The following is an 18,832-nucleotide window of genomic DNA, read 5'->3' as shown; positions in this document are numbered from 1 at the left end:
TGCTTTTATTCGCGATTTTCTGTCACAGCGAGTAATGGATTTTATGGTTTGCTTCGAAATCTGTTATTTCCGCTTCATGTTGAATCGTTGACGAGATTTCATCCAAGCCTTTCAGCAGCATCTCGCGCCGGTATTCATCCACTTCAAATTCGCGTTCAAAGCCCTGCTCGTCAGTTAAGACGTTTTCTTCCAAATTGACCGTCAGTTGATAGCCTGGAATGGATGCGGCTTTTTCGAACAGCCGTTGCACATCTTCCGCCGGCAGCCGCAGGGGCAAAATCCCGTTTTTAAAACAGTTATTATAGAAGATGTCCGCGAATGACGGCGCAATGACGGCACGGAAGCCGAAATCCTCAATGGCCCAAGGGGCATGCTCGCGTGACGAGCCACAGCCGAAGTTTTCCCGCGTCAACAAAACCGTCGCCTTGCGATAGGGTTGCCGGTTCAGCAGGAAATCCGGGTTTTCTTCTTCATGGTCGTTATAGCGCCAGTCATAGAACAGATACTGGCCATATCCGCTTTTTTCAATGCGTTTCAGAAATTGTTTCGGGATGATGGCGTCCGTATCGATATTCGCACGGTCCAACGGCGCCACAATCCCGGTATGTGTTTTGAATGCTTCCATGATTACACCCCTTCCCCGATTTTGGCCGGCCAGTTGCGGACATCGACAAAATGGCCTTCAACTGCAGCCGCAGCTGCCATGGATGGACTGACCAAGTGCGACCGGGAATCTCTTCCCTGCCGCCCTTCAAAATTGCGGTTCGATGTAGAGGCGATCCGGTCGCCCGGCTTCGCGATGTCCGGATTCATGCCGAGGCACATGCTGCATCCGGCTTGCCGCCATTCAAAGCCGGCATCCGTAAAGATTTTATCCAACCCTTCGTCTTCCGCCTGCTGCTTGACCGACTGTGAACCCGGCACGACCAAAGCGCGGATTCCCGGAGCCACATGATGGCCATTGAGCACTTTTGCTGCTTCCCGCAGATCCTGAATGCGCCCGTTTGTACAGGATCCGATAAAGACCGTATTGACGGCGATATCTGTTATGGCCGTTCCCGGCTTCAAATCCATGTAGGCCAGCGCGCTTTCAACCATTTGCCGTTTTTCTTCCGGCACGTCCGAAGGCCCCGGCACTGTGCCGTTGACACTGGCGACCAGCCCCGGATTCGTTCCCCATGTCACCTGCGGCTCGATTTCGGAACAATCAAAGTCAACAACCCGGTCAAAACGGGCATCTTCGTCGCTTTGGAGCTGGCGCCAGTCTTCGAGTGCCGCTTCCCATTCTGCTCCCTGCGGCACGTATTCCTTTCCTTTTAAGTAGTCGAAAGTGGTGTCATCCGGCGCAATCAGCCCGGCGCGTGCCCCGATTTCAATGGACATATTGCAGACTGTCATCCGTTCTTCCATCGTCAGTCTGCGGATGGCTTCGCCGCGGTACTCAAGCACGTAGCCAGTCGCAAAATCATGGCCGTATTTTCCGATCAGCGCAAGGATCAAATCTTTGGCTGTGACACCGATCGGCAGCTCTCCGTTGAAATTCACTGCCATCGTCTTGGATTTGTACTGCTTCAGCGTCTGGGTGGCCAGGACATGCTCCACTTCGCTTGTGCCGATTCCAAACGCCAATGTCCCGAAAGCCCCATGCGTCGCTGTATGGCTGTCCCCGCAGACAATCGTCTGGCCGGGCTGCGTCAGGCCCAGTTCCGGCGCGATGATGTGGACGATTCCTTGTCTGGCACTGAACAGATCGAATAATTTGATGCCGAAATCCTTGCAGTTTTGACGCAATGCCTCCACCTGCTTTTCTGCTATTTTGTCTTCGAACGGCAGGTGGCGGTCCGTCGTCGGGATGGCATGGTCCATCGTCGCCAATGTCCGGTCGGGTCTGCGGACTTTGCGATTTGCCAGCCTGAGCCCATCGAAAGCTTGAGGTGACGTGACTTCGTGGATCAAATGAAGATCAATGTAAATGATGTCCGGCTGCGCTTCCTGCTCCACCACCACATGACGGTCCCAGATCTTTTCATAAAGCGTTTTTCCCATAGGTGCTCCCTTCTTTCGCTTAGATGATTTTTTTATCTTTTAACTCCTTCAATTTTTCCTCGTCATAGTTCAATAATTTCCCGTAGACGGCTGCGTTGTCCTTGCCGATGGACTCCGCTCCCACATGCTTCACTTTCCCAGGTGTCCGGCTGAGTTTCGGCACCACACCAGGCATCGGGAATTCGCCAAGTACCGGATGTTCGGTTTTGATGATCATGTCACGTGCGGCGTAATGCGGGTCTTCCACAATGTCCTTAGCCGAATAGATCAACCCGGATGGCACGCCTTTTTCAGCAAGCAGCTCCAGTACTTCTGTTGTTTTCTGTGTTTTCGTCCATTCTTCGATCAATTGGTCCAGTTCCGTCATATGGTCGCTTCTGGCGTGATGTGTCTGATATCGTGGATCTTCCGCAAGTTCCGGACGGCCCATCGCTTCGCACAGCCGTTTGAACACACCGTCTGCATTGGCGCCGATCACAATATAGGTGCCTTCCTGCGTCAAATAGATATTGGACGGTGCGACTCCTGGCAGAATATTGCCCATCCGCTCGCGGATATACCCCGTCAACAGGTAATCTGGCACCGTGCTTTCCATGACGGAAAATACCGATTCGTAAATTGCCGTGTCGACCATCTGGCCTTTGCCGGAATGATGGCGTTCATTCAATGCCGTCAGTGTTCCGATGGTCGCAAACAAAGCCGCCAACGTATCGCCCAGGGACACACCGATTCTTGAAGGTGCCCGGTCCGGGAATCCGGTGACGTGGCGGATGCCGCCCATCGCTTCGCCGACACTGCCGAACCCTGCACGTTTGCTGTAAGGTCCCGTCTGGCCGAAGCCGGACGTTCTTGTCATGATGATTTTCGGGTTGATCTCCGAAAGCTGTTCATAAGAAAGGTTCCACTTCTCCATGGTGCCCGGACGGAAGTTCTCGATGATGATATCCGCTTCTTTGACCAGTTCCTTGAAGATTTCCTGCCCTTCCGGTGTTCTCAAATTCAAGGTCACCGATTTCTTGTTGCGGGACTGGATCGGCCACCACAACCCTTCGCCGTCTTTCTGCTTGCCCCATTGCCTCATCGGGTCCGCTTTGTCGGGTGCTTCGATTTTGATGATCTCCGCTCCAAAGTCCCCCAGCATGCGGCCGGTGAATGGCCCCGCCAGCAATGTACCCAATTCCAGCACGCGAACGCCTTCAAGCGGCAGTCTCTCTGAAGTTTCTTGTGTATTTTTTGTATCTGTCGTCTCTGTCACTTTTGTCATTTTCCGCACCTCCACTATCTGAATGAAAGCAAGGCACTTTGCTTTTCTCCGGCAAAGCGCCCGCTTCTGTAAATGTTAGACCAACGCTTTTTCGCGGTCTCCAAAATTAAAGGATTCGCGGTCTCCCAATTGTTCTTTCATCTTCGCGCGAACCGCTTCTGTTTTCTCCATATCGACTGCCAAGTCCTCACCCAGTTGGACACCGTAAGCGTTCAGCGCTTTTTCTTTGCTGACCAGTCCACGTGCCACATCCAGTTTGACCGCTTCCGGCTCCCGTTCAATCGGATCCCCCCAACCGCCGCTTCCTCCGGTAATAAAGAGAATCTGATCGCCTTTTTCAACTTCCACGTTATCGACTTTCGAAGGCAACGGAAGTTGTGTGCCGTCTTTTTTGATCAGCAGTTTTGAAGATGACGAACCCGGTTCTCCGCCATTGATTCCCCAAGGCTGGATTTTCTCCCGGTCATCATGGATTGATACCGACCCTGATGCCAGAATCGTGTACAGTTTTTCGTTGCAGTTGCCGCCGCGATGTTTTCCGGCGCCGCCGGAATCCGTTCCTGTCTTATAGGAATTGACCATTAGCGGGTAATAGGTTTCCAGGTACTCCGTCGGAATGTTGACGAATGCCGGCCACCAGGAATGGCCATCCAATCCGTCTCCAATCGGTCTTCCAGGCAACCCTCCGTACATGACTTCCATCAAGTTGAAGGATCGGCCAGTTTCATCTTCACCGGAGAAAATGAAGTATGGGCTTGTCCCATATCCTGCAGCCGGGCTGCTTTCCGGTGAGTTGATGGCAAGCACGCCGCTCAATACGTCGAATAATCGGCTCAATGCATGGGTGCGGCACCCTAACGCTGCAGGAGACTTCGGACGCATCAATGTGCCTTCCGGTGTCTCGATATGAAGCAGGTCGTAGAAACCGTCATTGAAGTTGATGGCCGGGTCAAAGACCGAGATCAGAAACGAACCAATAAACATTTTGAACATCGGCTCACTGAGATAATAGTTGATCGGGCCCGGTGCCTGTTTATCCGTACCAGTCCAGTCAAAATAGGCATGATCGCCTTCCCGCCACATCGTCAGCTTCATCTTGAACGGACCGTTCCCGAGGCCGTCATCATCGATGTAATCTTCAAACGACACCGGCTCTGTCGGAAGGAAATTGGTGATCAGGTGGCGCATCATTTTTTCCGTGCGATCGAGCAAAGCATCGAGCGCTTCAAAATATGGATCTGCCCCAAACCGTTCACACAGTTCTTTTACGCGTTTTTCCGCTGTCCGGCAGGAAGCCACAAGTGCCATCAGGTCACTGTAATTTTCCAGCGGCGTGCGTGTATTCGCTTTGATGATTTTAATGATGGCTTCATTCAGCACGCCTTTGTCGTATAGCTTGACCGGCGGAAAGCGAATGCCTTCCCCGAAAATGCTGGTGGCCGTCACGGGCATACTTGACGGTACCGGTCCGCCGACATCGATGACATGGCCGAACATGGAGGAATAGCCGACCAGCTGTTCTTTATGGAAGATCGGCAAAATGATCATCCAGTCGTTGACGTGAGATACCGATCCGCCGCAGCTGTAGGGGTCGCTGACGAAAATGACATCCCCTTCGTGCATGCCTTCTGGAAATTGTCTCGTCACTTCCGGAATGTGGGAGCCGAAATTTCCGACCACCATTTTCCCTTCCGCATCGGTGATCATCGGAAAACAGTCATGCTGCTCGCGGATTACCGGTGACATGGCCGAACGGAACAGCGTTACATCCATTTCTTCCTTGATGTTCTTCAAAGCGTTTTCGATGATATCAACTGTAATCGAATCGATTTTCGTCATCTGCTTATTCCCCCTCTTTGATTAGAAGATTCATATACTGATCCACGATGCCTACATTGCCGGGCATCACCAAAGTCGTGCTGTCTTTTTGGATGATGATCGCCGGTCCATAAACTTTATTGTTTGGCTTGAGCAGTTCACGTGCGTATATCGGTGTGTTCAGGAATTCTTTTTCAAAATAGGCTTGATGGTCTTTGTCGACGATTGCATCCGAGGCATCTTCGCTTCCCGCTTCATTGGTCGGCAGTTTCAACGCTTTGACTTCCCCGAGCGCCACTGCACGGATGTTGACGATTTCCACTTCTGAATCCATTTTGAAGCCGTACGTTTTTTCGTGGATGCCGTCGAACCGCTCTTTGATGGAAACCAATCCTTTTTCTTCAATCTCCTCCAGATGCACTTCAATCGGAATTTCATGCCCCTGGCGGTAGTAACGGACATCAACTTCGTGCTTAATTGTCCGCTGCTCTTCTGGAACACCTTCTTCGGTTAACCACCCGTTGCAGTTGTCTCCAAGCTCTCTCAATTCATCGATCACCGTCTTTTTATCCAATGTACTCAATAGATGAATGAATGTTTTCGAGAACTCATTGCGGATGACCGACTGCAGGAAACCGAGAGCCGAAAGGACGCCAGGCATCGGCGGAATGATCACCGGGAAGCTGCCGGACAGCTTGCCGAGCGCATTGGCATGGAGCGGACCTGCTCCGCCGAGCGCAAGCAGCGAAAATTCACGCGGATCATAGCCTTTCTCCACAGACACCACGCGGGTGGCTCCGTACATGTTTTCATTGACGATGTCATAAATCCCTTTAGCGGCTGTATAGATATCGACACCCAGTTTTTCAGCGATTGTATTGACTGCGGCTTTTGATGCTTCCACATCCAACTTCATTTCGCCGCCCACCAGACTCGGTGGAAGATACCCTAGAACCACATTGGCATCCGTTACAGTCGGTTCTGTTCCGCCGCGGCTGTAGCAGGCAGGGCCTGGTGTGGAACCCGCACTTTGAGGTCCGACACGAAGGGCGCCCGTCATCGGAACATGGGCAATCGATCCTCCTCCGGCACCAATGCTTTCCACTTCAAGCGAAGGCGCTTTAACCGGAAATACACCAATTTTCGTTTCACGGGACACTTTCGGCTGTCCGGCATGTGTCAATGACACGTCCGTTGAAGTGCCGCCCATATCGAATGAAATGACATTTTCATGACCAGCTTGAACGCCGATCATCGCCGAAGCGGTCACACCGCCGGAAGGACCGGAAAGCATGGTATGGACCGGACGTGAAGAAGCGGCTGCGATGCTCATGAGTCCGCCATCCGAACGGACGATGCTGATTCGGCTCTTCACTTTTTCATTGGTCAGTTTGGCTTCGATATTGGTCAAGTAATGCTGCATCGGCGGACGGACGTAGGAATTCATGACTGTCGTCAACGTCCGCTCATACTCACGGAATTCCGGCAGGATGTCATAGGAAATCGTCACTGGGATTTTCGTATTCACCGATAAGGCGATGTCTTGAATTTTCTTTTCATGGGACGGATTGGCATAGGAATTCAACAAGCTGACCGTCAGGCTTTCCACACCCGCATCGTAGAGCTCGGTGATTTTCGCACGGACATCCTCTTCTTCCAATTCCAGATGGACTTCCCCTTGGGCCGTCATACGTTCCTGTGCCCCTTTGGTGAAAATCAGATCAGCAAGCGGATCCGGTTTATGGAAACCCATCCAGGCCGAAATCGGCGCCGGTGTCCAGGAACGGGCAACATGGAGAATCTGTTCAAATCCTTCAGTCGTGATCAGCCCGACCTTCGCTCCCTTTTCCTCCAGAACAGCATTGGTGGCGACAGTCGTTCCATGGATGATGGAACGGATCTCTTCGATGCTGACATTTCTTTCTTCGCATACCTTCTTGATCCCCGCCATCAGCCCGATGGACTGGTCTTCCGTTGTCGATGGTGTTTTTGTGCCGTAAATTTCTCCGGTCTCCTCATTCTGCAAAACGATATCCGTAAAAGTTCCTCCTACATCCACAGCAACTCTATACATGTCTTTTATCCCCTTTCAGATTCAGCAAGTAGTTTTTGACTTCTCCCACGCCTACAACATCCCCGTATTTCGTTTGTATATCGTAAAGATTGGCTTCATGCGCTTTTGTTGACCGGTCACCCACACACTCTTCCGGAACGACAACTCTGTAGCCATGCTGCAATGCGTCGACGGCCGTCGCCCGGACGCAGCCCGAAGTCGTACAGCCTGTGATAATCAGCGTATCGATTTTTTCATACACCAGCATAGAAGAAAGGCTGGTCCCGAAAAAAGCGCTTGCAAATTTTTTGACGACCAATGCTTCCCGGGCCTCATCTCTTTCCAGCGATGGATCGATTTCCACCCATTCGCTGCCTGCCGTCAACCCTTTCAATGCCGGTACTTTTTCGATGAAGTGTGCGGCATCTTTGAAATGGCTTTCATAAATAACCGTGGTGAAGATGACCGGGACGCCGGTCTCCCTCGCTCGTTCCAGCAGTTCTTTGGTCGCTTGGACTTCTTTCGAAAAATCCGCACCCAGTGGAGAGGCCGGATCGGTAAAGCCTTTCATAAAATCAATCACTACGATTGCCGGACTGTTTCCCATTCCTGTCGAATGCCCGAATCCTTCGAACTGATCAGTTCCCATCGTATCCCTCATTTTTTTGGATTCTCCCCTTTTGGCGTCTTCCTATCTGCAGCTTCTTCAGTGCGTTCCGTCACGTTGCGATGAGTTTCCCATCCTCCTTCCGCTAAAATCATACAAGCTTGGCGCACTACTCTTCCGAATAGTTTGATTAGTTAAAAAATTATCACACTGTATACATTCAGTCAACAATAAATTCACCATTTATTTAAAATCAAATTAGAACACTGTTTTAAAAGGATTTTAATTATTTATATAAATAAATTATTGATTGAATATTCTTTATTGTATACAATGAGGTTAGAGGTGAGGTTTATGAATCCATATAATTATATTAAGAACGCAATCGTCACCGGCAAATTCCCTCCCGGAAAGCGGCTGACGGAAGAAGCATTGGCCGAAACACTGCAAGTCAGCAGAACCCCGATCCGGGATGCCATCAAAATGCTCGAAACGGACGGATTGATCGTGCCCTATAAACGAAGAGGCTATATCGTCAGGGAATTTTCTACAGACGACATCCGGCAAATATACAATGTACGCGCTCTGCTCGAAAGCCACGGAACCAGCGAAGCCGCTTTAAACCGGACCGAAGAAGAAGTCGAAGCGATACGCACTAAAAATGCGGAGTATGAAAAAGCGATTTCGCAGTGGAAGCGATCGGACATCGCTACCATTAAACATATACAGCAGACCAACCAGGAATTTCACGAAGAGATTTTCAAAGCAGCCAAAAATGAACATCTGCGATTGCTGATTTCGAAAGTGGTCGTGGTTCCACTCGTCTTCCGTTCATTCTATTGGTATAACGAACGGCAGCTGCTCCGTTCTCTCGAAGTACACAAAACCATCTTGAACGCGATTGAAAACCAGGAACCTGAACGCGCTAAGATTGCGATGCAAGAACACATATACCAGGGGCGCGATGATGTGCTGATTCAATTGAACAACCCGCAAATCGAATTATGGAAAGGGGAAGCGCAATGATTGAAATCTGTGAAGTCGGCCCCCGTGACGGGCTGCAAAATGAAAAAAAACAGGTAAGCACCGAACAGAAAGTTGAAATGATCACCCGGCTGATCGACGCCGGCATCCGAAAAATTGAAGCCGTTTCTTTCGTCAATCCCAAAGTGGTGCCGCAGATGGCAGATGCTGAAGAAGTGATGAAGCAAGTCCCGAAAATCGACGGCGTTTCATATGCCGGACTGATTCTCAGCTATTCGGGTTTGAAACGGGCACTCGAAACCGCAGTCGATACCTATCATGTCGTTACAGCAACCAGCGACGCCTTCAACCTCAAAAACGCCAGAAAAACAGTAGACCAAAACGTAACGGAATTGCTCAAGGTAATTGAAGAAGCAACCGGTGCACAGAAAAATGTGGCCGCGGTGCTTGGCACCAGCTTCGGCTGTCCATTTTCAGGAGACGTACCGGCCAGCCGCGTATTGGAAATTGCCGAACGCTTCGCCCGCGCCGGCGCCACGGAAATCACGCTTGCCGATACGACCGGATTGGCCAATCCTTTGCAAGTCAAGGATCTGGTCCAGCAGTTCCAAGGCCAGTTCGGCAGCGACATCAAGTTGGGCCTTCATTTCCATAACACCAGAGGCCTCGGCCTTGCCAATGTGCTGGCGGGTTACCAGGCCGGTGTCCGCCGTTTCGATTCGTCGATCGCCGGCCTCGGCGGCTGCCCGTTCGCGCCAAAAGCTGTCGGCAATGTCTGCACGGAAGACATGGTCAATATGTTTGAAGGTATGGGCGCAGAAACCGGCACCGACCTTCAGAAGCTCGTCGAAACCGCCGAGTGGATGCAGGTTCAAATGGAACGCCCATTGGACGGCATGCTGATGAAGCTGTAAATTCCGTCTCTTCCAGAACATAAGAAAGCCGAAATCTGTTATTCTCAGATTTCGGCTTTTTCTTATGTCATGCGATGGAAACAATGGATATTCAGAAAAACACTTAGCTCGGCTGCTGAAATCGATGCATTTCCCAAGACGCCCTGGAATTTTTCTGTCAAACTGAGAAAAAACACACTACAGTATCTCGCAAAGGAGTCCTCTCTATGAAACCGGCTATCCGCCCTCTCAGCACCTTGCTTATGGGAGGCATCTACTTGCTGTCATTCTTCATCCCCATCCCTTATGCACCTTTTTTGATCAGCCTGTTTGCGCTGGCCGTGCTCGTTTCCTATTTCCCGACGCTTCCGCGGATGCCTAAAATCCTGATTTCGGTGCTGTTTGCTGTCGGATTATTGTTGGAACCAACCTCAGCAGGCATCCGGGAATTTTTCATGGCGCTTCAGACCAACATCAACTTGCTGGCGATTTTCATTTTCGTCCCTTTGCTGTCCGTTCCCATCCAGCAGGGTCAGTACCTGAAATACATAGAAGTCATTTTTGCTCATTACATCAAAAAAACGCATCATCTGTACCTGTTCTCGACTGTGGCTGCCGGCAGCATCGGCGCCGTCATGAACGTCGGGACTTTGCCGATTCTCTACGACCTGACTGATACACCGTCCTTCAAACCATTTGACGAAGTCCGTCTAAAAGCGATGAGCAGAGGATTCGTCATGGCGTTCATGTGGTCGCCGTATTTTATTTCCATGGCATTGGTGCTTTCCTATTTTGAAGTCAGCTGGCTTCAGCTTTTCCCGATTGGCCTTGCCATCACCGTAATCATGATGGTTCTCGGCTTTTGGAATGAACGGCGAAAAAGCCGTCCTATTCCAGAAGCCTCTTCCATAAAGAGCACGGTCCCATTGAAGCTTGCTAAAAGAAAAGTATTTGAACTCGCTTTGATCCTGCTGGCCGTCACTGCGATGATTCTCGTCATCGAAAATCTGACCGAGTTGTCGGTATTGACGATTGTTCCTTTAGCGGCGATCGCGGTCTCTTTCGTATGGTCATTGTTGCTGGGCACGCCGCGCGAGCTGGTTGAAAACCTGCAAGGCTATGCGACCGGAAAAGTCGCTTCTATGGGCAATGAATTATCGATTTTCATCATGGCTGGCGCATTCGGCACTGCTCTTCTAAACAACGGAGCTGATGATTGGATCCGTTACCTTCTCGAGAGCTTGAACATCACCCATGTCCTGCTGCTGCTTCCGGTCCTGGCAGTGCTGATGACCATTCCGTCGTGGATTGGCATTCATCCCATCATTACCGCTACCATCCTGGCCATCACCTTGAGCAACTCCCCGCTATTTGCGGAAGACCATCTGTATTTGGGTGTCGGCTTGTTCGCCAGCTGGATGCTGGCCATTATGACCTCACCGTTTTCGGGGTTGAACCTGCTGCTCGCCGCCATCAGCAGAAAGTCATCTGTCTATATCGCCTATAAAATGAATTTCACATTCGCCTTGCTGATCTGGCTGGTTTCGTATGCAGTGATTTCCTTGTTGTATACCATTCTTTAAATGAAGCTTAAACAAATCAAAAAGCACAGCCAAGACAGGAGTAAAACCTGTTTCGGCTGTGCTTTTTCTGTTCATCTTGCTCTGCCTTTTAGCGAGACTCTTCCAATAATCGCTCAATAATCTGTTCCATCGCTTTCGGCTTTACGGTCGGCGCAAAACGGTGGACGACATTTCCTTTGCGGTCGACCAGGAATTTAGTGAAGTTCCACTGGATATCGGAACTTTCCAGCATGTCGCGGTCTTCTTTCTGCAAAGCACCTGCTTCATCGAATTCTGCATCCGCTGGCGCTTTGCTGCGCAAGTGCTCATAAATCGGGTGAGCATTTTCGCCGTTCACTTCGATTTTTTGGGAAAGAGGGAAACTGACGCCATAGTTGACGGAACAGAATTCCGAGATTTCTTCATCTGTACCGGGCTCCTGTCCGCCGAACTGGTCACATGGGAAACCGACAATCTGCAAACCTTTTTCCTTATGGTTTTTGTACAGCTCTTCTAATTCTTCATACTGAGGAGTCAATCCGCATTTGCTTGCAGTATTGACGATCAGCAGGACATCACCTTTTAAAGTCTCGAGAGGCATTTCTTCCCCGTTCGATAATGTTGTCTGAAATGAATAAATCGACATTGAGTATCCCCCTTTTTGCAGGCTTCGTCAATTTTGCGCTTTTTTCGGCTGCCCAAAACCCGACCTGCTGCATTTTCTGCATCTAGACCCAGTATCCCGTTTTTCGAGTACAGTTACAAATTTACTGCTTCCTTGTCCAGTCAGTCTTCGTTTCAGCATTTCTACCTAACTCTCCAAAAATTGTTATTATCTGTAAGAACACTGTTCCTTTATAGAAGGAACTTGTCTATAATAGAGGAAATGTTAATAAATTCAGAATTTGATGTTCTATTCTTTTCAGACCTAATGAGGTGAAAGCGATCACTCTTTCCAAAATCCAGAAGTCGTTCATCTGTTTCAGTTTCATTTATATTTTATTTTACTATACTTGGATTTTACTTGGTTCGGACAGCAGCTTTATGCCTTTGTCGGGAGCCAGTCTTATGTCTTGGCTGATTCCCCTGGTTCCTGTGATTGCCGGAACGGTTCTATTCACGGTCTTTTTGAAATCTTCCAGCAAGAACCGCTTTTTTTGGTTATTGATATCACTCGGGTGTTACAGCTTTTCAGTCGCCGAAGGCATTTGGTTCTATAGCCGTGATATTGCACATGTGGAAGTCAGCTATCCCGGATGGGCTGACCTGTTTTTCTTCCTTCAAATCTTTTTTTACATAGCAGCTTTCGCTTACCAGCTTATACAAAGGAAGGAAAACTCCTATCAGATTAAGTTTCTTTTCGATATGGCCATCATTATCGCCGTATCCACAGCATTAAGCTGGCATTTTCTGATCCAGCCTTTAATAAAAGAAGTTTCTGTATCCCCTATTCTTTTCGTTGTATCCATCAGCTACCCGATTGGAGATCTGTTCTTATTGTTTGGTGCCGTCAGTTTCTACATCGGTTCTGCCTATTTCTTTCAGCGCAGGGTCCTGTGCTTGATTGCAGCGAGCTTAATCGTTCAAGTTCTGGCAGATACCGCTTATCTTTTTTCAACTGCTAACGGCGGGTATAACAGCGGCAGTATTTACGATCCGTTATGGTCTCTCGGCCTGCTGTTGATGGCCCTTGCCGGTTTGTATGCACTGGAAGCACGTACAGAAACATCGTCCGAGAAAGTTGCCAAACGGATTGATGACGAGCGGATTTCCCTGCGCCTGCTGCTTCCTTATTTCAGTATGGTGCTGTTGTTTATCGTCATGATTTTCGAACAAAAAGGAGACATGAACGGCTTAATCGCGGGAGCCGGTGTATCGGTCATCCTCATCATCACCAGACAGGTCTTCACGTTACGGGATAACCGAAAGCTACTGGCGCGCTACCACCAATTGACCTCTGTTCTGGAGCACAAAGTGGAGCAACGGACAATGGAAGTCACTTCCAAAAATGATTTATTGGAAAAAGCCATCGATCAAATGAAACACATGGCTTATCATGACGCGTTGAGCGGCTTGCCAAATAGAAGGCTCTATCTCGAAAAGTTGGAAAGCGCCTTGAAGGCTGCTAAGCAAACTTCCCAGAAAGTCGCTGTGGTGTTCATTGATTTGGACCGTTTTAAGAACGTCAATGATACATTCGGCCATGAATTCGGCGATTTACTGCTGCAGAAATTCGCCCAAAAGCTGCAGGAAAACCTGCGCTCCAACGATACCATTTCCCGGCAGGGCGGCGACGAATTCACACTGATTTTGAATAACTTCGATTCACAGCTGGATATGGTTCCACTGATCCGCAGGCTGCAGGCTGCTTTTGAAAACCCCCTGACTATCCAAGGACAGGAATTGCATGTTTCCATGAGTATCGGCATTGCTGTTTATCCAGAAGACGGCGAAACGCCGGATGAACTGCTGAAACACGCAGACAGCGCCATGTACCATGCAAAAGAAAAAGGCAAAAACAATTTTCAGTTTTTCTCAGATGACATGGCTTTTATCGCTTCCCGAAAAATCGCACTCGAAAATGAACTGCGCCGGGCTCTCGTGAATGAAGAGTTCATCCTGCATTACCAGCCACAGATCCAAGCCGCCACAGGCGACATCATTGGCATGGAAGCTTTGATCCGCTGGCAGACTCCATCGGGCAAAACCATTTCTCCCGGAGAATTCATTCCGCTCGCGGAAGAAACCCGCCTGATTCTTCCCATGGGCGAATGGGTGCTTTCTACAGCTTGCAGGCAAGCCAGACAATGGCATGACTCCGGTTACTCTGAACTGAAACTGGCGGTGAATTTATCGCCTCTGCAGTTTCTTGACGATGATTTGATGAGCATGATTCGCCAGGCACTTGAAAAAACCGGCTTTCCGGCGTCTTCACTGGAATTGGAAATTACGGAAGGCGTCGCTGTCGATGATGCGGAAAAAGCCATTACCCGTATGCAGGAACTGAGAAGCTTGGGAGTCCGCATTGCCATCGATGATTTCGGCACCGGCTACTCGTCGCTCAACTACTTGAAGCGATTCCCGCTGAACCATTTGAAGATCGCCCAGCCATTCGTGCAGGATATGGCCTCCAACCCTTACGATAAGGCGCTTGTCGAAGCCATGATTTTCATTGCCCATAGTATGGACATGTCAGTGGTTGCTGAAGGGGTGGAAACTGCTGAACAACTGGCGCTGCTGAAAAAACTGGGTTGTGATGAAATCCAGGGGTATTACTATAGCCGGCCGCTGCCAGCCGACAAGTTCACTCACCTGCTGGCGAATGGCCTGCAGTCTGTCAGATCAATTTAAACGCAAAAAAGCAGTTGAGAAATCAACTGCTTTTTATTATTCAACTCTACTTTAATAGACGCCTGTTTCTTGAACCCAAATTGATCTGCTTATTGCCGCTATGAAATCCGCATCACTTTACGAACCGCACCAATGTCTTTTCGGGCATTTCAAGCTGGTCCACATCAAAAGCACCCAGCTGCAAAGTCATTTCTCCTTCGCGGTCGTCGTCTTCTTCCCCAATCCAGTAACTGTAAAGTTCAAAGAAGTCCCCTTCACGAAGGTAACTATCCATAACTTCACATAGCCGCAGCAATTTCACTTTGGATTCCACGCAACTTTCCCTGGGCATATCCGCAGAAATCTCGATTCCCCAATCGGTGGAAATCTCATATATAAATGGCGTCGAAAACTGATGCTTTTTTACAGCTTTCCGATTGTATTTTTCCGAAAAGCAATTGCCGATATAGAGGACGTCATCCGAATCTTCATCTGTTTCCGGTATTTCGATGTTGCAGCCGATATAACTTGCCAGACTCATCTGGTTCACCCCATTTTTATTTTGGCCGCTCCAATGAAAAGATGTCACCGATTGCCGCATAACTGGAACCGGCCAATCGGCTGACTGCATCCAGCCCTCTTGGGTCGATGCGGCCATTTTCGTAAATGGCTTCGTCCACATGGAACTGGACGATCTTGCCGATGAACAAATCGCTTCCCGGGCCGTCGCCGCCAAATGGGACAGACTCCACCAACTGGCATTCCATGCGGATTTTTGATTCTTTGACGCCTGGAACCGACACCCTAGTGCTCGGTACCTTTGTCAGTCCAGCCATGTCCACTTCACTTTCCGATGGCGGCAAGGAAGCCGCAGTTTCATTAACCTTTCCGACATTGTCCCGGTCCACAATATGCACCACAAATTCACCGTTCCCGTAAATATTGCGTGCCGTGTCTTTCCGCTCGCCTGTGGGCCGTTGAATCGATAGCGAAACCATCGGTGGATTGGAAGAGACGATGTTGAAATAACTGAACGGTGCGCCATTGACGACGCCCTCTTCGGACTGTGTGGTGACGAAGGCGATAGGGCGCGGAATGATCGAACCGACCAACAGCTTGTAATTGTCGCGTTCCTCGTTTTGTTCCGGATCAATTGAAATCATGTTTACCTGCTCCTTTGCTGATGGGATGTGTTAATAAACGCACGAAGAAATACGATAAGCCATTTTCTATTCCATTCCCTCTATTTCTCCATTGTAGCGAAAAAAACAGAATGTGCGGGTGTTTCTGCACACTCTGTGATTATATAAGTTGAATTAGACAAATAATATATAAAATGCTTTGGTACTATGAACAAAGCGCCCGCCCAGTGATGAGCCGCGCCGGCGTTGAGAGAAATCTCTAAAGATATGGAGCAAAACAGCGAAGACCATACCCGTCTCCATAGCGTAGCTTTTAAAACCGTGCTCCTTCGTGCTGCGCACTACGTCGCAAAGACATTCTCCTCGCAAGCTACGGCTAATGTCTTCGCAGCTGTTTTGCGGAATATCGACTATGTTGCATTATTACTTCAACTTATATCGTAAAAAAACTAGCGGATGGTTTTCAATGCTGTTGACCAAGGGATGACCTGGTCCAGCATTTGGTTCACTGAATCTGCTTGTACAGGCGCCGCTTTCAGTTCAGCTCCGTTTTCGAAATCCGTGAACAAGGACAATGCCGGATGGACGCGTACGTCTGCCACTGACAATTCACCCAGGATGCCGCGCAAATGTTCTGCAGCACGTGCGCCGCCGACTGAACCGTAGGATACGATCCCGGCAGCTTTGTTGTTCCATTCCACACGCAGGTAATCGAGTGCGTTTTTCAACGATCCTGTAATGGAGTGGTTGTATTCCTGTGCGATGAAGACAAAGCCATCTTGTTTTGCGACTGCTTCAGACCATGCCGCTGCACCTGATGCGTCACCGCCATTTTCGCCTAACAGCGGCAATTTATAATCTGCGATATCGATGATTGTGTAGTTCGCGTCTCCGCGTTTGTCTGCCAATTCTTTTACCCAGTTTCCTACTTGCGGGCTTAAGCGCCCTTCACGTGTCGATCCTAAAATGATGCCGATGTTCAATTTTGTCATTGTTGTTTCCTCCTGTTGGTGTTCTGTTTGTGGTTTGCCGAATAATTTACTGAAAATGCTCAAGTTTTTTTCCCCCTTTTTACAGATATTCTTTTTCGATGGTGCGCGTGCTTCGTACAGTATCAATCGGACGGACCAATTTCTCGATCTGGTCGCGTTTCGGTTCCAAAAATGGCGGCAAGGACAATTTTTCTCCTACGGTTTCGTAAGGTTCGTCGCCCATGAAGCCCGGACCGTCAGTTGCCCATTCAAATAAGATGCCTTGTGCTACGCGTGCATACAATGATTCAAAGAAGAAACGGTCGACATAGCCGGATGTGCTGAAGCCCATTTGCTGCATGCGGTCGATCCATTCCTGCAAGACGCCGGTATCAGCTACACGGAATGCGGCATGATGGACAGTACCGAAACCTTGTTGCCCTTGAGGAAGCAGCTTATTGTGCTCAACAATCACCTGCGCACCGTTTCCGCCTTCCCCCACTTCAAACAAGTAGAAGGATCCTTCTTTTGCGACTTGGCGCATCAGCATGGCTTTTTCCAATACTTCCTTGAAATAATCGAATTCCGCAATTCGGATATGGATCGGGCCGAGTCCCGTGATGGCGAACTCCAGTGGAACCGGACCGTTCTGCCACGGTGTTCCGGATGCTACGCCTTCATTGTGTTCATCTGAAATCAGCATGTACTGCTGATCATCGAAATCGACGAATGAAATGGTTTTCTTGCCGAAGACCTCTTGAATGCCTTTATGCTTCACATCGTATTTATCAAAGCGTTTAATCCAGTAAGCCAATGCTTCGTCGGTCGGTACGCGGAAAGCCGTTTTGTAGATTTCATTCGTGCCGTGAGTGCCTTTCGGGATGTTCGGGAAATCAAAGAAGGTCATATCCGTTCCGGCCGAACCTTTGTCATCGGCAAAGAATAAATGATAGGTCTGGATATCGTCCTGGTTCACAGTTTTCTTGACCAGACGCATGCCCAGGACGTAGGTGAAAAATTCGTAGTTCTTTTCTGCACTGCTGGTGATGGCGGTTACGTGGTGAATCCCTTTTAATTCGTTCATCGTAAATCTCTCCTTTTGTATAAGTATTATTATCTCGATTTCGAGATATAAGATTAAAAAAATTTAAACACGCTGTGACTGGTAGCCGATCTTTTTGACCGTCTCAATCATCTCTTCCATTTCCTGCTGTTCCATTCCCTCGAATGCCTGATTGATCACTTGTTCATGCTTCGGGAAAATTTCATCCATCAATTGCCGGCCTTGATCGGTCAGTTCCGCAAAAGTCACGCGCCGGTCTTCTGGGCATGCTTGCCGGACGACGTATTGTTTCGTTTCCAGTTTATCGATGACATACGTGATGCTGCTGCTGGCAATCAACACTTTTTTGCCGATCAGCTGAATCGGCTGTCTGCCGCGGTGGTAAAGCAATTCCAATACCGAGAATTCAGTCGGGTTCAATCCGTATTGCGCAACGTCCTTTTTGATCAATTCATGAAGAGCGTCAGCGGCTCGAACCAATACAGTCAATGCTTTCAAGTTGAGATTTGGCATATTCATGCGTTTCACCTCATTTACTCTTAATTAATATATCTTTAATTCGAGATAATCATAACATGTGTATTTTGGGACGTCAACCATTTCGGCTGAATTAACTTTTTTGTTCTTCGAACAAGCTTCCTATCTACATTTACGTTTCTCAATCCATATAAAAAGGAAGTGAGCACATTTTTCTCACTTCCTTCTATCGGCGGCTTACTAAAAGCCTTCCAATTGTCTTTGGTCATTCTGCTTTGTCCGTGTAATTGAGCCGGTCCAATATCGTGATGGTTTCCGATAGCTGATTGTTGAAAATCCTTTTGGCCACATCCAGCAATTCGATGATCATCGGATCCCGTAATGAATAAATGACCCGGTTTCCTTCCTTGCTGCCTGTGACGATGTTCTTCGACCTTAAGACTGTCAGCTGTTGGGAGACGGTCGATCCTTCGCTTTCCGCCAGCTGTTGGATTTCATTGACACTTTTAGCCCCTTCCGCCAAAATCTCCAGAATTCGAATACGAAGCGGGTGTGCCAGTGCTTTAAAAAATTCAGATTTGAACTGCTGCATTTCCATATCCAAACTCTATCCCTTCCTTTC

General features: G+C 48.9%; 17 protein-coding genes. 4 read left to right on the top strand and 13 right to left on the bottom strand.

Going from position 1 to position 18,832, the window contains the following annotated elements:
* Nucleotides 1-22: 22 nt before the first annotated feature.
* From leuD to QMA04_RS01705, 6 genes are all read right to left on the bottom strand, one after another.
* The gene (leuD, locus tag QMA04_RS01730) at nt 23-625 is read right to left on the bottom strand and encodes a 3-isopropylmalate dehydratase small subunit (RefSeq protein ID WP_290183762.1); all 603 of its coding nucleotides are present in this window, start codon (nt 623-625) and stop codon (nt 23-25) included.
* A gap of 2 nt (nt 626-627) precedes the next feature.
* Complete coding sequence (leuC, locus tag QMA04_RS01725; RefSeq protein ID WP_290183761.1) at nt 628-2,046, bottom strand: 3-isopropylmalate dehydratase large subunit; 1,419 nt, start codon at nt 2,044-2,046, stop codon at nt 628-630.
* Between the two features lie 19 nt (nt 2,047-2,065).
* Nucleotides 2,066-3,310 carry a CaiB/BaiF CoA transferase family protein gene (locus QMA04_RS01720; RefSeq protein ID WP_290183760.1) on the bottom strand — a complete coding sequence of 415 codons (1,245 nt, stop codon included), beginning with the start codon at nt 3,308-3,310 and terminating at the stop codon, nt 2,066-2,068.
* A gap of 75 nt (nt 3,311-3,385) precedes the next feature.
* Nucleotides 3,386-5,149: a hydantoinase B/oxoprolinase family protein gene (locus QMA04_RS01715; RefSeq protein WP_290183759.1), complete on the bottom strand. Its 1,764-nt coding sequence runs from the start codon at nt 5,147-5,149 to the stop codon at nt 3,386-3,388.
* A 4-nt stretch (nt 5,150-5,153) separates the two neighbouring features.
* Nucleotides 5,154-7,202, bottom strand: coding sequence for a hydantoinase/oxoprolinase family protein (locus QMA04_RS01710; RefSeq protein WP_290183758.1), 2,049 nt, complete (start codon nt 7,200-7,202; stop codon nt 5,154-5,156).
* Nucleotides 7,195-7,830: an isochorismatase family protein gene (locus QMA04_RS01705; RefSeq protein ID WP_290183757.1), complete on the bottom strand. Its 636-nt coding sequence runs from the start codon at nt 7,828-7,830 to the stop codon at nt 7,195-7,197. The genes QMA04_RS01710 and QMA04_RS01705 overlap by 8 nt, the downstream gene beginning before the upstream one ends.
* A 312-nt stretch (nt 7,831-8,142) precedes the next feature.
* Here QMA04_RS01705 and QMA04_RS01700 point away from each other — a divergent pair, with 312 nt between their 5' ends.
* From QMA04_RS01700 to QMA04_RS01690, 3 genes are all read left to right on the top strand, one after another.
* Nucleotides 8,143-8,814 (top strand): GntR family transcriptional regulator, encoded by a 672-nt coding sequence (locus QMA04_RS01700; protein ID WP_290183756.1) that lies wholly within the window; start codon nt 8,143-8,145, stop codon nt 8,812-8,814.
* Nucleotides 8,811-9,686 (top strand): hydroxymethylglutaryl-CoA lyase, encoded by an 876-nt coding sequence (locus tag QMA04_RS01695; protein ID WP_290183755.1) that lies wholly within the window; start codon nt 8,811-8,813, stop codon nt 9,684-9,686. The genes QMA04_RS01700 and QMA04_RS01695 overlap by 4 nt, the downstream gene beginning before the upstream one ends.
* A gap of 206 nt (nt 9,687-9,892) precedes the next feature.
* Entirely contained in the window at nt 9,893-11,248 is a 1,356-nt protein-coding gene (locus QMA04_RS01690; protein ID WP_290183754.1) for a hypothetical protein, read from the top strand.
* Between the two features lie 88 nt (nt 11,249-11,336).
* On the opposite strand, the gene QMA04_RS01685 is transcribed toward QMA04_RS01690, so the two are convergent.
* Nucleotides 11,337-11,873 carry a glutathione peroxidase gene (locus tag QMA04_RS01685; protein ID WP_290183753.1) on the bottom strand — a complete coding sequence of 179 codons (537 nt, stop codon included), beginning with the start codon at nt 11,871-11,873 and terminating at the stop codon, nt 11,337-11,339.
* A gap of 290 nt (nt 11,874-12,163) precedes the next feature.
* Between QMA04_RS01685 and QMA04_RS01680 the strand changes: the two genes are divergently transcribed.
* Nucleotides 12,164-14,578 carry a DUF4084 domain-containing protein gene (locus tag QMA04_RS01680; protein WP_290183752.1) on the top strand — a complete coding sequence of 805 codons (2,415 nt, stop codon included), beginning with the start codon at nt 12,164-12,166 and terminating at the stop codon, nt 14,576-14,578.
* Nucleotides 14,579-14,690: 112 nt separating this feature from the next.
* Here the strand turns inward: QMA04_RS01680 and QMA04_RS01675 are convergent, their stop codons facing one another.
* From QMA04_RS01675 to QMA04_RS01650, 6 genes are all read right to left on the bottom strand, one after another.
* Nucleotides 14,691-15,098 carry a hypothetical protein gene (locus QMA04_RS01675; protein ID WP_290183751.1) on the bottom strand — a complete coding sequence of 136 codons (408 nt, stop codon included), beginning with the start codon at nt 15,096-15,098 and terminating at the stop codon, nt 14,691-14,693.
* Between the two features lie 16 nt (nt 15,099-15,114).
* Entirely contained in the window at nt 15,115-15,720 is a 606-nt protein-coding gene (locus tag QMA04_RS01670; RefSeq protein ID WP_290183750.1) for a flavin reductase family protein, read from the bottom strand.
* 428 nt (nt 15,721-16,148) lie between these two features.
* Nucleotides 16,149-16,691 (bottom strand): NADPH-dependent FMN reductase, encoded by a 543-nt coding sequence (locus tag QMA04_RS01665; protein WP_290183749.1) that lies wholly within the window; start codon nt 16,689-16,691, stop codon nt 16,149-16,151.
* Between the two features lie 79 nt (nt 16,692-16,770).
* The gene (locus QMA04_RS01660) at nt 16,771-17,754 is read right to left on the bottom strand and encodes a ring-cleaving dioxygenase (RefSeq protein WP_290183748.1); all 984 of its coding nucleotides are present in this window, start codon (nt 17,752-17,754) and stop codon (nt 16,771-16,773) included.
* A gap of 63 nt (nt 17,755-17,817) precedes the next feature.
* Nucleotides 17,818-18,252, bottom strand: a complete 435-nt coding sequence (locus QMA04_RS01655) for a MarR family winged helix-turn-helix transcriptional regulator (protein ID WP_290183747.1) — start codon at nt 18,250-18,252, stop codon at nt 17,818-17,820.
* 223 nt (nt 18,253-18,475) lie between these two features.
* A complete protein-coding gene (locus tag QMA04_RS01650) occupies nt 18,476-18,814 on the bottom strand; it encodes an ArsR/SmtB family transcription factor (protein ID WP_290183746.1) in 339 nt (112 codons plus the stop codon).
* Between the last annotated feature and the right edge of the window lie 18 nt (nt 18,815-18,832).

The organism is Planococcus sp. APC 3900 (assembly GCF_030407735.1).
GTDB lineage: Bacteria > Bacillota > Bacilli > Bacillales_A > Planococcaceae > Planococcus > Planococcus notacanthi.
This window is presented reverse-complemented; position numbering and strand designations above follow the sequence as displayed.